The organism is Longibacter salinarum, from assembly GCF_002554795.1.
Lineage (GTDB): Bacteria > Bacteroidota > Rhodothermia > Rhodothermales > Salinibacteraceae > Longibacter > Longibacter salinarum.
In genome coordinates this window covers 381,856-396,673 of the sequence record NZ_PDEQ01000003.1, presented here as the reverse complement: position 1 = coordinate 396,673, position 14,818 = coordinate 381,856, and the positions used below count along the sequence as shown (strand labels likewise).

12 protein-coding genes are annotated in these 14,818 nt (G+C 58.8%); 4 read left to right on the top strand and 8 right to left on the bottom strand.

Annotated features, from left to right (window positions below; translation table 11 throughout):
• Positions 1–349 precede the first annotated feature (349 nt).
• Complete coding sequence (gene lon, locus CRI94_RS07940; protein ID WP_098075136.1) at positions 350–2,872, top strand: endopeptidase La; 2,523 nt, start codon at positions 350–352, stop codon at positions 2,870–2,872.
• A gap of 156 nt (positions 2,873–3,028) precedes the next feature.
• On the opposite strand, the gene CRI94_RS07935 is transcribed toward lon, so the two are convergent.
• From CRI94_RS07935 to CRI94_RS17655, 3 genes are read right to left on the bottom strand one after another with little or no spacing between them, the layout of a single operon-like run.
• On the bottom strand, positions 3,029–3,268 hold the full coding sequence (locus CRI94_RS07935; protein WP_098075135.1) for a hypothetical protein: 240 nt from the start codon (positions 3,266–3,268) through the stop codon (positions 3,029–3,031).
• Between the two features lie 34 nt (positions 3,269–3,302).
• A complete protein-coding gene (locus tag CRI94_RS07930) occupies positions 3,303–3,761 on the bottom strand; it encodes a hypothetical protein (RefSeq protein WP_143815338.1) in 459 nt (152 codons plus the stop codon).
• An 18-nt stretch (positions 3,762–3,779) separates the two neighbouring features.
• Positions 3,780–3,917 (bottom strand): hypothetical protein, encoded by a 138-nt coding sequence (locus tag CRI94_RS17655; RefSeq protein WP_179862204.1) that lies wholly within the window; start codon positions 3,915–3,917, stop codon positions 3,780–3,782.
• A 50-nt stretch (positions 3,918–3,967) separates the two neighbouring features.
• On the opposite strand from CRI94_RS17655, the gene rsgA reads away from it, so the two are divergent.
• Positions 3,968–4,975 (top strand): ribosome small subunit-dependent GTPase A, encoded by a 1,008-nt coding sequence (gene rsgA, locus CRI94_RS07925; RefSeq protein ID WP_098075133.1) that lies wholly within the window; start codon positions 3,968–3,970, stop codon positions 4,973–4,975.
• A gap of 249 nt (positions 4,976–5,224) precedes the next feature.
• On the opposite strand, the gene topA is transcribed toward rsgA, so the two are convergent.
• From topA to CRI94_RS07910, 3 genes are all read right to left on the bottom strand, one after another.
• The gene (gene topA / locus CRI94_RS07920) at positions 5,225–7,858 is read right to left on the bottom strand and encodes a type I DNA topoisomerase (RefSeq protein WP_098075259.1); all 2,634 of its coding nucleotides are present in this window, start codon (positions 7,856–7,858) and stop codon (positions 5,225–5,227) included.
• 288 nt (positions 7,859–8,146) lie between these two features.
• Positions 8,147–8,740, bottom strand: a complete 594-nt coding sequence (locus CRI94_RS07915) for a Dps family protein (protein WP_245846119.1) — start codon at positions 8,738–8,740, stop codon at positions 8,147–8,149.
• A 588-nt stretch (positions 8,741–9,328) separates the two neighbouring features.
• A complete protein-coding gene (locus CRI94_RS07910; protein WP_098075132.1) occupies positions 9,329–10,582 on the bottom strand; it encodes an acyl-CoA dehydrogenase family protein in 1,254 nt (417 codons plus the stop codon).
• 326 nt (positions 10,583–10,908) lie between these two features.
• Between CRI94_RS07910 and CRI94_RS07905 the strand changes: the two genes are divergently transcribed.
• Positions 10,909–11,427, top strand: coding sequence for a hypothetical protein (locus tag CRI94_RS07905; RefSeq protein WP_143815337.1), 519 nt, complete (start codon positions 10,909–10,911; stop codon positions 11,425–11,427).
• 61 nt (positions 11,428–11,488) lie between these two features.
• Here CRI94_RS07905 and CRI94_RS07900 read toward each other — a convergent pair whose 3' ends face one another.
• Positions 11,489–12,076, bottom strand: a complete 588-nt coding sequence (locus CRI94_RS07900) for an HAS-barrel domain-containing protein (RefSeq protein WP_098075130.1) — start codon at positions 12,074–12,076, stop codon at positions 11,489–11,491.
• A gap of 129 nt (positions 12,077–12,205) precedes the next feature.
• Entirely contained in the window at positions 12,206–13,411 is a 1,206-nt protein-coding gene (locus tag CRI94_RS07895) for a DNA double-strand break repair nuclease NurA (protein WP_098075129.1), read from the bottom strand.
• Positions 13,412–13,632: 221 nt separating this feature from the next.
• On the opposite strand from CRI94_RS07895, the gene CRI94_RS07890 reads away from it, so the two are divergent.
• A complete protein-coding gene (locus CRI94_RS07890) occupies positions 13,633–14,700 on the top strand; it encodes a hypothetical protein (RefSeq protein WP_098075128.1) in 1,068 nt (355 codons plus the stop codon).
• Positions 14,701–14,818 lie beyond the last annotated feature (118 nt).

Here is a 14,818-nt window from a genome sequence, read left to right as displayed (position 1 = left end):
ATTCGCCTCATCGTTTCCGCGCGCCGCTGATACATTCTGCCACGTTGTCAGAATAACTTGGTATTCTTGGGATGGCTTGATTCTTGACCTCTACTCGCCTCTGAAATGTGGTTTCGTGTTTTCGTCTCCGCCCCATACACGATGTCAGATGGACAGATCCGGTGAAGGATGACGGATGCCTCCGATATCGCCGGAACGATCACGCCGAGCACCCGGTGCACATCATCTGCCTGATTGGTATTCATCTGAGGCGAGAGATGACCCGCGACGGGTTTTCGTCCTTTCGATAGTTACTGGACAACCCGACCGGTTCCCTTAAAATTCCTGATTGTGATTGGAAAACTGGTATATGAACGAGAACGAACTGTTCGACTTGCTCGATGATGATGAGGGGCCGAACGATCTGGAGCAGCAGATTCCGCTGCCGACGCCCGACGAAGAAGTGAAAATGAAGCAGTCGGAGGTCCCGGATGAACTTCCGATCCTCGTCCTTCGCAATACGGTCCTGTTTCCTGGTGTCGTCCTGCCCATCACGGTCGGTCGGGACGCTTCCCTCCAGCTCGTCCGTGAGGCCTTCGAGGACGACCGGCTGATCGGTGTCGTAGCGCAAAAATCGGCTGACATCGACAAGCCCGATCCGGGTGATCTGTATCCGGTTGGGACGGTCGCTGAGATCCTGAAGCTGATCAAGATGCCCGATGGATCGCGCTCCATCGTGATCCAGGGGAAACGGCGTATTGCGGTCGAAGAGTACACGCAGCAGGAGCCGTACTTCCGTGCGAAGGTCAATGCGCTGGAATCCAGCGCCGACTCGGAGGACGTTGAGATCCAGGCCCGCATCCGGTCGATCAAGGAGTTGGCCATCCAGATCGTCCACAAGGCGCCGAACCTGCCCAGCGAAGCAGCCGACGCGATCGAGAACATCGAATCGCCGGCGTTCCTGATTCACTTTATCGCATCGAACCTGCAGGCGGACGTGAGCCGCAAGCAGGACATCCTGAGTGCGAGCGACCTCGTGGAACGGGCCGATCTCGTTTTAAAGCAACTGCAGGAAGAACTGCAGGTGCTGGAGCTTTCTGAAGAGATTCGGACGCGTGTCCGCTCCGACGTTGACGAGCAGCAGCGCGAATACCTTCTTCGTCAGCAACTGAAGGCGATTCAGGAAGAGCTCGGCGACGGGGAAGGCGATGCTGAGATTCAGGAGTTGCGGAAACGGGCCCGCAAAAAAGACCTCCCGGAAGAGGCGCGAGAAACCCTTAATCGCGAGCTCGACCGCCTCGCCCGCACGAATCCGGCGGCCCCCGATTATGCCGTCACCCGCAACTACGTCGACTGGATTCTCGACCTTCCGTGGAATACGTACTCAGAGGATCAGCTCGACATCTCGCACGCCGAAACCGTGCTGGACGAGGATCACTACGGCCTTGAGGATGTCAAGGAACGCATTCTTGAGTATCTCGCGGTGCTGAAGCTCAAGGGCGACATGAAGGCGCCGATTCTATGCCTTCATGGACCGCCCGGTGTCGGTAAGACAAGTCTCGGCCAGAGCATCGCGCGGGCCCTCGACCGCGAGTTCGTTCGCATGAGCCTGGGCGGCGTCCGGGACGAAGCCGAAATCCGCGGACACCGTCGCACGTACGTGGGCGCCCTCCCCGGTCGCGTTCTGCAAGGCCTGAAGAAAGCGGGCACCAACAACCCGGTGTTCATGCTCGATGAGGTCGACAAGCTGGACTCCGGCTTCCGCGGCGATCCATCGTCCGCTCTTCTCGAGGTGCTGGATCCGGAGCAGAACGACCAGTTCAACGACCACTACCTCGAGCTCGACTACGATCTGTCGAAGGTCCTCTTCGTCGCGACCGCGAACTACGTCGATCGTATTCCGGCTCCGCTCCGCGACCGGATGGAGATGATCGAGATCACGGGCTACACGCAAAACGAGAAGCTGCAGATTGCGAAACAGTATCTCGTCCCGCGTCAAGTCGAACGAAACGGTCTGAACGACGAAAAAATCAAGTTCGAAGACGATGCGATCAGCCTGATGATCGACGGCTACACGCGAGAGTCGGGGGTCCGACAGCTCGAACGCACGATCGGAGCCGTAACCCGAGGCGTCGCCAAGAAAGTCGCTACGGACGACGCCGTGACGGCGGACATCCATGACGACGACCTCGAGGAATATCTCGGGGCTCGCAAGTACTTCTCCGAAGTGGCCGAACGGACCGAGGTCCCCGGCGTGGCAACGGGCCTCGCCTGGACGCCAACCGGTGGCGATATCCTCTTCATCGAGGCGTCGCTCTCGAAAGGCCAGGGACGCATGACGCTCACCGGCCAGCTCGGCGATGTTATGAAGGAGTCGGGCCAGGCTGCGCTTTCATACGTGAAAGCCCGCTCCGACGAACTCGGCATCCCTCAGGACGCGTTCCGGTACTGGGACCTGCATGTTCACGTCCCCGCTGGCGCCGTCCCGAAAGATGGTCCATCTGCCGGAATCACGATGATTTCCGCCCTGGTGTCTGCATATACGCAGCGTCGCGTGAAGCACACCGTCGCCATGACCGGTGAAATCACGTTGCGGGGCCTGGTGCTTCCGGTCGGTGGCATCAAAGAGAAGGTTCTCGCCGCTAAGCGTGCGGGAATCAACCAGGTGATCCTTCCGAAGAAAAATGAGAAGGATGTGAAGGAAATTACGGGTGAAGCGCTCGATGGCATCGACGTGACGTACGTTGAGCGTGTGGACCAGGTCATCGATCTCGTCCTCGAAGACGAACAGATCGAGGATCCGGCCGAGTTTTTCGCCCTTCCGGAGTCAGAGAAACAGATCATCCAGCAAAACAACCGAAGTGGCGTGATGGACGAACCATCCGTCAACTGACGAATCGGTCTTGAGACGAGGTTCGCCCGGGGCATGATGGCCGGACGACCTCGATCGAACAAACGGACGCCCCGACTGGCCTATTGGCGGCAGTCGGGGCGTTTTCGTTTTTCCGGCTCAACCGGACTCGTAACGGTCGAAGGCGACGGGTAGCACTCAGGACCGGCGTTGCGTCTCGCGCGGCGTCTCTTCGATGACCTTCGCGTCTTCGATATTGGGATCCACCTCGCGAAGGTATGCCTCACGGGACTCCTCAGCGATCTGGTTTACACGATCCGCGGTTTTATCAATGGCCTTTGCCGCCACGCGGAGCACGGAGGCACCGGCGTAGACGGTCTTTCCGAGCCAGTTCAGGTTGCTGAACCGGACGCGGTTTTCGGAGCGGTCGGAAGCCATAACGTCAGGCGATGGTTAGCTGCGATTCGGTCGACTAGTTCGAGCCGGGACCTTGGTCCGGTCCCGCTTCCGGCCCGGACGACTGTTTATGCGGAGGTTCGTCCCCCGGATCCGGAGCATTGGGGGCCGACAACGGATCAGAAGCGTCAGATGCTCCTGGTGAACGGGACGATGGGGATCCAGGTTCGCTGCCCGGGGCCGTCCCCTGCTCGCCCGTGCCCGTCGACGTATTTGCCTTTTCGCGTCGTTTCTTCGTCGCCTTGTCTATTTCGGAAGCGATTGCGCGCCCGGCTGACTCGATGCCCCGTGCAAGCAACGACACCGTAGCATCAACAAGAAATGTCGCCTGCTTCTCGATGCCCATGCCGTCAAATTCGTCTCGCATGCGCCGATACGAATCGTCGCGCGTGGACGAGGTCTCGTGAGCGTCATCTTCGGAGTGATGGGACTCGTGTTCGTGAGGAGAAGAGTGCGAGGAGCCTGATGTAGTCATGGATCCGTCAGATTGGATCTAGAGAGCGTCGTATGCGTGCTGTACACGCGGAATGTACTGCTGCGGCAACGAGCCGATCGCGTCGACACACCGATCGCGTATGGCCTCGATGCGGTCTTCGAAGTCTCCCGCCGTTTCACCGACTAGACGTAGCACGTCGACAGACTGTTTCTCGCTCCGTTTTCCTTTCTTTCGTCGATGCTTTAATGAGCGACGCAACCTCCTCTTCCAGCCCTCGAACCGACGACGCATCCACGGATGCACCGAACCTGCTCGACGGTGTCGTAACGCGATCTACGGGTAGCTGGTACGAGGTGCAGGTCGGCGATCGCACCATCCCATCTCGGGTGCGAGGAAAATTCCGGCTGGAGCAGCAGGAGGCCGATCAGACAAACCCCGTGGCCGTCGGTGACCGTGTGACGATCCGAATAAACGAGGACGACGACACGGGCTTCATTATCGACATTCACGAGCGCGAGACCAAGCTGAGCCGCCGCGCCGCGGGTCGCCGAGCGGGCCAGGAGCATGTTATTGTCGCAAATGTCGATTTCGCGTGGGCGGTACAGGCGGTCCGCATGCCCAAACTCAATCCCGGCTTCATCGATCGATTTCTAATCTCGGCGGACATGTTCGACGTCCCCGCCGGGATCATCCTGAACAAAATCGATCTGCTCGACGAAGCGGATGCAGAGGAAATTGAAGACATCGCTGAGATGTATGACGAGCTCGGGTATCCGGTACTTCGAACGAGTGCGACGGAAGAAACGGGGATTGAGGACCTACGCGACCGTCTAGAGAACAAGATTAGCGTCGTTGCGGGACCGTCCGGGGCCGGAAAGTCGAGTCTTTTAAACGCGATCGAGCCAGGACTCGATGTCGAAACCGGGGAGGTGAGCGAGAAAACGGAGAAAGGAAAGCACACCACGACGTTCGCCGAGCTTCACCCGATTTCCGGCGGCGGCTTCATCGTCGACACGCCGGGCATTCGCGAGTTCGGCATTTTAGAGTTGCACCCAGCCGATCTCGCACATTTCTTCGTCGAGTTCGTCCCCTACCTTGACGACTGCAAGTTTCAGGACTGCACGCACGATCACGAACCGGGATGTGCCGTCAAGGATGCCGTCGACCGTGGCGAAATCCACGCACGTCGGTACGAGAGCTACCTCAATATTCTCTACTCGCTCCAGGAGGGCGAGGAAGGCATCGGACGGTAAGGTTTGGGTTTGAAGGTAGGACGTGTCGAGGTTTGAAAGTGGGCAGGGTCGGCGGGCAGAATGCAGAGATACCAAGCCTAACAGCGTCGCACGGCCGTGTGACGCTGGTTTTGTTCGTGAACGTTTCCGTGGTCCGGCTCTGTCGACGTCGTTTTGCGGCACACGTTAATACGTCCACACTTTCATACAAAAAAGCGCCGTCCTCCGAGTTGGAAGACGGCGCTTGATATCAGCCCTGGCGACGAAGCGTCAGGCTTTCTTACCCTTCTTCTTTTTCTTCTTGCCCTTTTTCTTGGACTTGGCATCTAGCAGCTCGATCGCCTCATCCATTTCCAGATCCTCAATCGTCTGGCCGTCTTTCAGCGAGGCATTGGTGCCTTTGTGCTTGACGTACGGGCCGTAGCGGCCTTTCCATAGCTCCACGGGCTCGCCGGTCTCCGGGTGGTCGCCCAGGACGCGCTGCGGTTTGTTTTTCGCCTCTTTCTCCTCGATGAGTTCGAGCGCTCGATCGAGCCCGACGTCGAGAACATTGTCGCTGTCTTTAAGCGAGGCGTAGGTAAACTTCCCTTTCTTCTTGTGCCGGACGTACGGACCGTACCGCCCGATGGCCGCGTCAATCTCTTTCCCGGTCTCCGGGTGCTCTCCGATAACGCGAGGCAGGTTGATGATCTTCTTGCCAAGCTCAAAGTCGACATCTTCCGGCGAAACTCCCGGCGGTAGCGATACGCGCTTCGGCTTGCCCTTCTGGTCATCATCGCCGAGCTGAATGTACGGGCCGTAGGGTCCCGACTTCAGGATCACCGGCATATCGGCCTCGGGGTGAATGCCGAGCACCTGGTCCCCCTTATTGGCCTCCTCCAGGATGTCCTTCAGTTTGTCCTTCGAGGTATCACCAGGCGCGAGATCTTCCGGAAGCGATGCCGTGGCGGTATCGTCCGATCCATCCTCCAGGGGCCCCTCAACGTACGGACCGTACTTGCCGACGCGCACGACGTAGTCGCCCCACTGCTTCGGAAACGAGATCTCCGAAATCTGCTTCGGATCAATCTCGTCCATTCCCTTCTCAACGCGCGGCTCGATGCCTTCGTCGCCAAGGTAGAAGGACTTCAGATACGGATCTGGGTCCTGCGCACCGCGAGCAATGTCATCAAGGGCGTCCTCCATCTCGGCGGTAAAGTGGGTGTCCACCAGCCGCTCGAACTGCTTCTCCATCAGGTTATTCGTCGCGAACGCCGTGAACGTTGGGACGAGAGCCGATCCTTCCTTTCGCACGTATCCGCGCTTCTGGATGGTGTCGATAATAGACGCGTAGGTGGATGGACGGCCGATGCCTTCCTCCTCCAGTTTCTTGACGAGCGTCGCCTCCGTATAGCGCGATGGCGGCTTCGTCTCATGGCCGATCGGCTCGATGTCGTCGACATTAAAGACGGAATCCGGGGCGCCATCGCCGCTCGGCTCCGACGTTTCTCCCACGTTGAAGCTCGGTAGTGGACGCTCGCGATCTTCCAGATCGGCCTCCGGATCATCCGATCCCTCGACGTATGCGCGGAAGAAGCCCGGGAAAACGATTTCCTTGCCGGATGCGCGGAAGCGGGCGGCTTCGTCTCCTTCGCCGGCTTCAAAGTACACATTGGTGTACCGGATCTTGGCTTCAGCCATCTGCGTCGCCACGGTACGCTTCCAGATCAGATCGTACAGGCGCCCGGCCATCCCGGAGAGCCCCAGATCCTTGCGCGTTTTCATTTCGGAACCCGCGGGACGAATCGCCTCGTGGGCCTCCTGCGCACTCTTCGCCGAGCTATACTCTCGGACGTCGTCGTTCAGATAGTCGCTTCCATACCGATCGACGACCGCCTTGCGCGCGCCCTGAATCGCCTCCTTCGACAGGTTGGTCGAGTCGGTACGCATGTAGGTGATGTGCCCGTTCTCGTACAGCTTCTGGGCAATGCTCATCGTCCGGCTCGACGACAGACCGAGCTTTCGGTTCGCCTCCTGCTGGAGGGTGGAGGTAATGAACGGAGCGTACGGCGACTTCGTGCGGTCGCGCGTCTTCACGTCTGCAACGCGCCACGTCTCCGCTGGCAGTTGCTCCGCCAGCGCCGTCGCCTGGATCTCGTCCATGAGGAGAACGTCCTCCCCTTCCGTAATACCATCCTTCAGGCGGCCGGTGTCCGGATCGAAGTCGCGACCCGAAGCGAGACGAACACCACCGAGGTGAGTCATCTCCGACTCGAAGTCGAGACCGGACTTGGACATTTGGGCCTTCAGGTCCCAGTATTCCGACGGAACGAAGGTCACGCGCTCTTTCTCACGCATCACGAGAACACGCACCGCCACGCTCTGCACGCGGCCGGCCGACAGCTTCGGCTTGATCTTGCGCCAGAGGAGCGGCGAAATCGTGTACCCGACCAGCCGATCCAGAATGCGCCGCGTTTCCTGCGCTTCGACGAGGTCGATGTCGATATCCCGCGTCTCTGTGAGCGCCCGCTGGATGGCCTCATTCGTAATTTCGTGGAAGACCATGCGGCGCACCGGAATATCCGGATCGAGCACCTTCACCAGGTGCCATCCGATCGACTCCCCTTCGCGGTCTTCATCCGTCGCGATGTAGAGTTCGTCGGCATCAGAAATGGCGTCGCGCAGTTGCTTGACGACATCTTTTTTACGGGACGGGACGATGTACAGCGGCTCGAAACCGTCTTCGATCTTTACGCCAAGGCGGGCCCAATCTTCCCCCTTCACATCCTTCGGAATTTCCTTCGCAGATGCCGGGAGATCGCGGATATGTCCCATGCTGGCCTCAATCTGATAGCCGTCGCGTGGGAGAAAATTTCGGATCGTACGTGCTTTCGTCGGCGACTCGACGACGACTAAACGCTTCATAAGGGCAGGCTTCCTTTTCGTGACCTCGTGGATCGCAGATCGACGGTCGCTGGTGCTTCCGCCGTTCGTTTGCGGCTCGTTATCCACGCTTCCCCCGTCACGGACGTTCCATAACCTACGTGATGACTTTGTTTGATGCGTGGTGACCGCCCTCTGCCGCAGCCAATCTTAAGCCCGTGTGACGCGGCGAGTAACCGGTCATTTGATGCCCGAATGGTGGTCTTTACAATAAAAACCCGCCCGGATGGAGTCCGGACGGGTCTTTGTGATCGAAATGGGCTGCAGATTTTATCCTTCGCTGAGAATACCGGTGTCGAGTGTATCCTCGCCGAGGTAGTGTTCGATATGATGCGCACGATCCTCCGTCGCCGTCAGAAGGCGCTCGAGATGCCGCTTCGTACCGTGGTCTTTCAGTTCCAGCGCAGTGTCGATCGTTTCCCGAACCAGAATGGCCAGCGTACGCTCGGCTGCGAGGTCGTGCTCAAGGCTTTTGCGAATGCGGTACGTTCCCTCGGGCTCGTGTTCGACGTGGGATAGCTCAGCCTGATTGGCCGGAGCACTCGTCGGGATGCCCCCCAGCGCGGTGATTCGTTCCGCGATGCGGTCGGTGTATTTGTGCACCTCCTCGTAGTTCTCTTCGAGGAACAGGTGCAGGTCGCGGAACTGAGGTCCTTCCACGAGCCAGTGATGCTTGTGATACTGATGATACAACGTCCAGAGCGTGCACTGGATCTCATCGAGTTTGGGGATCAGCTTCTCAGCCGCTTCCTCCGGCAGTCCGACTGGGTTGTCTTCGATCATCGACTGCGGGCGCCACGGCTCACCGAATGAATCGGTCGTGGCGGTATCGGTCGTTCGGCGTTCAGTGGTTGTTGCACTCATGTCAGCGTCCGTTCGGTTGATCGAAATCGGGAATAGTGAGAGTGCGAAAATCAGCGACGATACAACAGCAAGTGGGACGATGCGCTACCTACCTCATCCCAGATGCGTAAATGCGGTCTGATACAGCAATACGATTTCATCGCCGAAATCATGCGCTCACGCGTTTATCAAATGGAATGGTAGGTAGCACAAAGCAGGTGCCATGCGATCGCGATTCTGAGCCATTTCGGGGTCGTTACAGGATCCCCTCGCAAAACGGAGCTTCTCCTTCGCCGCTGCATCATCAAACGTGACGGCATGCGGATTCCCGCCACTCTGACGCTCCTCGGGCGACGCATCGTCAGCCGTGCCCCTGCCCTCCTGTCAGCACCGTCGATCTTCCTTCGATCCACTCGCGGCTCAATTACACTGATCGTCTACCGCCGTACTCTGACTTTATCCTCGTGGAGCAGCGACCGTAGTAATAGACCACGATGTGCTGAGAACATAGAAAAAGCGGGACGCTACGACAGCGCCCCGCTCTTCCGTGTCCGGTACTTCTACTCAAACAACTCGGGTCCATCTATTAACGAGGACCGAGCCCGCGAATCACGTAAACGCGTTTTCTCCCGTGACGTCGCGTCCCACAATCAGCGTGTGGATCTCGTGTGTGCCCTCGTAGGTCACGACCGACTCCAGGTTTGCCATGTGTCGCATCACCGGGTACATCTTCGTGACGCCATTTCCTCCGAGAAGCTGCCGTGCCGACCGAGCCACATCAAGCGCCGTGCTGCAATTGTTGCGCTTGGCGAGCGAGACCTGCTGCGGGCGCACGTTGCCGGCCGACATGAGCGAGCCGAGACGCCAGTTGAGCAGCTGCGCCTTCGTAATCTCTTGCACCATCTCGACCATCCGCTCCTGCACGAGTTGGAAACCGCCGATCTTTCGACCGAACTGCTCACGGGTCGTCACGTGCTGACGCGCCACATCGTAGCATGCCATCGCGGCTCCGATCGCCCCCCAGCAGATTCCGTAACGCGCCTGGTTCAGGCACGAAAGCGGTCCCTTCAAGCCCGACACGTCCGGCAGAATGTTGCTAGCGGGTACGCGGACCTCATCGAGCACCACCTCACTCGTTACGGCGGCGCGCAGCGAGAGCGTATCGTCGATTGGCGGGGTCGACACACCCTCACGATCCGTCTCAATTAAAAAGCCTCGGGTGGCACCGTCCTCGGTCTTGGCCCAGATCACCGCCACGTCCGCGATCGAAGCGTTGGTCGACCAGCGCTTGTGTCCGTCGATAATGTAGCTGTCGCCATCCTTCGTCGCCGTCGTGCGCATATCCGACGGGTTCGAGCCGACGTACGGCTCCGTCAAGCCAAAGCATCCGATCGCTTCCCCCGCCGCGAGTTTCGGCAGCCACTTCTGCTTCTGTTCTTCGCTACCGTATTTCCAGATCGGATACATGACGAGCGACCCCGTGACCGAGCAGAACGATCGCAGCCCGGAGTCGATTCGCTCCACTTCCTGCATCATCAGGCCGTAGACGATGCTATCATGGCCGCCTCCACCGTACTCGGTTGGAACCTTCGGCCCAAGCAGCCCCAAGCGCGCAAACTCGGGAATCAGCTGATCCGGGAACGTTTCGTTCTCCGCATGCTCTTCGATGATCGGCGCGACTTCTGCCGTCATAAAGTCGCGAACCTCATCTCGAATCTGGCGCGCTTCGTCCGTTAACAGTTCGTCAATCGCGTAGTAATCGAGGGCCTCGAAGTCGGCGGGATCCCATGTTTGCGGAGGGCTCGTTCCGTTTGTAGCGGCGGAACCAGCGAGTGCAGCGGACGAGGAGGACGATTCTGGCATAAAAAGGGTCCTTGAGTGAAAGGCGGGATGAGAGATATCGCGCACGCAGGGTTCACTGGAAGCGCTTCGCATTCACATACCGCTGTGAAAGCGGTACGTGGACACGTGATGCCACGGTGAAGGTCTGGCGCAGACCACCGGACTTTCGTTGCCGCAGTTGACCGTGGGCGTCGTGAGGTATACGTTTCTGTCGAGACGCCTTGTTGCGACGAGTCGTCCGTCGCGCTGAACACCTACGTTACTTTTCTTGCTGTATCTACGGCTGTCCTAAGGGCATGATTCCGATTGTCCTTAGCCTCATCCCCTTCCGAGAATCCACGTCTGACATGCTATCTTCCTTTCGTGCCGTTTGCACCCGGATTGCCGTTGCCATCCTGCTCGTCGGGATCGTCGGTGTAGAGTCTGCCACGGCGCAGACCGAACCCCGCTTCGGAATCGGTTTCCAGATGATGGCGAGTAGCATTGAAGACAACGTCGGGCCCGGCATCCGCTTCCGCGTTTCGGCCCCGATCAACCGGGACCTCTCCGTTTCCGTCGGGTCTGCATTCACAGGATACGTGTTCGAAGGGCAGGACGAGGCAACGTATGCACTCGACCCCACGGCATCGCTCATTGTGACGCTGCCGGTCATGGGTGGACGCGGAACGTACTTCCTCGGCGGTGTGGGCGCATATGTCCCACTGGGCGAGACGGCCCCGGAGGCGGCGCCCTTCTTTCACTTCGGATTTGGACGCGTCTGGCTTCTTCGCGACACGTCGGTGTTCTTCGAGATTGACCCCGCGCTTGTTATCGGCGAGAGCTCGTCCAACATTCTCTTTCCCGTCCGTGTCGGTGTCATCTTTTAACTCTGCGCGACCGGGTGTCCATGTTCGCCCTCAGCGAGACAATGCACAGGTAGGCCATCCGCTAGAGTATGCGTCGCAGTACCGACTGCAGTCGTTCGTGGTCGTCATCGAGCAGACGGCTTAGCGTTCGCCCGGCCCGTACGAGCTCCGGCCGGCCCCCGGTTTCGCCTCCATGGGCGGTGTAAATGTGACGAAGCACAGCGACGAGGAGGTCGTCAACTGGAACGTTATCGGCGGGCTGCGTGATCAGCGTGCGTAGGAAATCATACGGCGCGCCGAGCTCACGAACGATGTCTTCCTCGCAGCGATAGGTGAACGCATGAATCCCCGGCGGCTGCGCGGGAAGCGTCTGTCGAACCCGGCCATCTCTGTCCCGGTGGGCGAGAATCTGGGCATGCACCGTCGTCCGTAGCAGTTCCTGTACCATGGGCCACTCGCGCTGGCGATCCTCCTCGGACACCCCGAGCGCCACCGCCTGCCGGTTGCCATCGTAGCTGCCCACCTCAACGTGGCTGATCAGCCCGAAAATATCTCTGCCGTCACGGCCATCGGCACGAACCCACGTGCCAAACGCTGGGGCGTCGTTGTCATTGTAGACCTCGGCAACGAAGGACCGGGTGCTGGATTCGATGACTTCTGCGACTTTCATACGGATGGCTCTAGTTAACGAACGAATTCAGTCTGTCCGGCACGGCGAGATCTTGCTCGTCTGCCCGACCGTAAATATATAAATACGAAAGGAGGCCGATCTATCCGGCTTCTCGTTGTCCGACGGCTGTCAGACCCGTGGACGTTGCTTACTCCGGCGTTTCTGCGAATGGGGTGAGGATAGTCCAGCGCGTCGAAGTGTGCGCCCGAGAAGTCGCTGAAACGCATCCCGCTCCGGGGCTCGGATGACCGCCCGCTCGTGCGCCTCCGACAAAACAAGCGGGTAGCCCTCTCCCTTCCGGCACTCGCTCATCACAACGGCGTGCACGAGGTCCACGAGGGGCCGATCATCGGCCACCCACGCCGGGATTTCGACACGGGCGATTTCACTCTCGTGGTCATTCACGGGCACGTGGAGGTAAAAGTAGCAGATCTCGTTGCCCTCCGGATACTGGCGCTGGATCCGGGACATCGAACCAAAGACAGCCGAACGTTCGCCCCGTGCGAGAACGGACGCGAACACGTGGCGATCGAGCAAGCCAGCAAGGGGCGGCTCCTCTTCATCCACCTCACCGGGATTCACCTCGTCCACCGTAGCCGGATGGGGGGCTTCCTCCTCCAGTTCATCGAGGTGGAATCGGAGCAGGTTCACCAGTTCCGTATTTCCCGGCATCGAAATGTACGACGCGATCGGGAATTGCTCTTCCCTGAATTCGCGCAGCATACCGGTGTAGCGCTCAATCAACTCCTCTTCCACGGCTCGATTCTGCATCCCGCGCAACATCCAGCGGATCAGCGTCCCGTCAGCCAGAGCGACAATCGGGCGACCTGGCACGTGCGTTTCGCGAGCAAGCCTCAGCAATTCGGCCAGTTCCTGCTCGTCTCGGAGCGCTGAAACGACTTCCGTCGTCATCGTGGAAAGGACTTCATCGAAGTGGTCGTTCAGATCGCTCGGAAAGCGCAAATCCGGAACGGCATCAAGGACGGGACTTTCGGTGGTTCCGTACTGAAACGCGACACGTCCGATGTTGAGGAGAAAGTAGGTCGGCTCGATGTGGCGATCAGGATAGATCTGCGACCCATCGGTCGAGACGACGGTCATGGGCGTCGGCCGCGCGGAAGAAGCGGCGGTCATTGTGGGGCTCGACCGCAAGGCTGCCACAAGATGACCAGGCTGAGTCTGCTGCACACGCGCCTGCACACGCTGCCATTCATCTGCTACCTCCTGCAACGCGCGGAGGGCTCGCCGTCGCTGCTTCTCCCTTAGGTCGCGCGTTCCTGCCTGCGTTTCGGGTACCCGCCCGAGCTGGTCGCGAAGCTGGCGTAAGTCGAGCATGAACAGATTCAACTCAGTGAAATGACTCGGCGGGATGGCGCAACGGCAGTACGAACGGCGCCGCGAAGGCATTGGCTTGCTCTTACTCAAGAATGTCACGGGAGAATATCGACATTCGCTCATTCATCCCTCATATTGGCGATGCACAGAAGGCGGCGGTCCACCTAGGGTCCGTCGGCTGCGCAGTATCGTGCTTGCCCCCGCATCAACATCGACGCTTCATGCCCCGAACGCAAACCTGGAAAGAGCGACTGTCACTGACCGTCGACGTCGTGATGCTCGTTCTGATCGTGTCGAACCTCACCCTCCTCATCTTCGACTGGGGGTTCGAGAACCCGACGTTTCAGGATTTCCTCCAGCAGTGGATTCCTGGATTTTATTTCTGGTATGCGTCGACGATCCACGAACACTTTTTTTTCGTGGACCTGATGTTCGTGTCTGTCTTCATCGTCGAAATCCTCATTCGGTGGGGGCTGGCCATCTACCGCGGCAGGTACCACCGCTGGTTCTTCTACCCATTTGTTCACTGGTACGACGTGCTCGGGTGTATTCCAGTCAGCTCGCTTCGTTCACTCCGATTGCTGCGCATCATCGCCATGGTCCCAAAGATGCAGCGGCTGGGGGTTGTCGACTTTCGAAAAACCGCGCTCTACCGGACGTTTTCGAAGTATGGCGGCATCGTTGTCGAAGAACTCAGCGACCGCGTCGCTGTCCGCATCCTGGACGGTATCAAAGATGAGGTGCGAGACGGTCACCCCGTTCTCGATCAAGTGACCAAGCAGGTCATCGAGCCTCAGCGGGACCTCCTCATCCAATCCATGACGCACCGGCTACAGGAAGCGACGGCCAAGGCGTATGGCACATATCAGTCTGATTTCCGAGAGTATGTCGAAGACGTCATCGCCGAGGCCGTCGATCGGAACCAGGAGATCCGGACAATCGCCGCGATTCCCGGTGTTGGCCGAACGATGGCGTCCCTTCTTGAGCGGGCCATCAGTGACATCGTCTTTAACGTCATCGATCAGATGATGGCGGATGTTGCTTCTGTTGAAAACGACAAAGTCATTAACCAGATCACATCGATCAGCACCGACGCCATCCTTAGCAGTGAATACGATCAGCGACTGAACCGATTGACCCGAACAATCTTGCTGCAATCGATCGATCTGATAAAGGAACACGTGGAAATTCAGCAGTGGAAACTCGAGGGAAGGGAGGTTCCGAGGCCGGATCGCTCCGTGGAACGCACCGTACCCCAAAACAACGGGACGATAAATAACAATACATAACACTCCTTACACTGCTATTTACGTGCAGACGACGACCGTCTCGTATTTGCAAAGCAACACCTGCATCTGTTCGTTGCACTACCTACCTTTGGCTTACCCCTGATGCTTGCATTTTCGT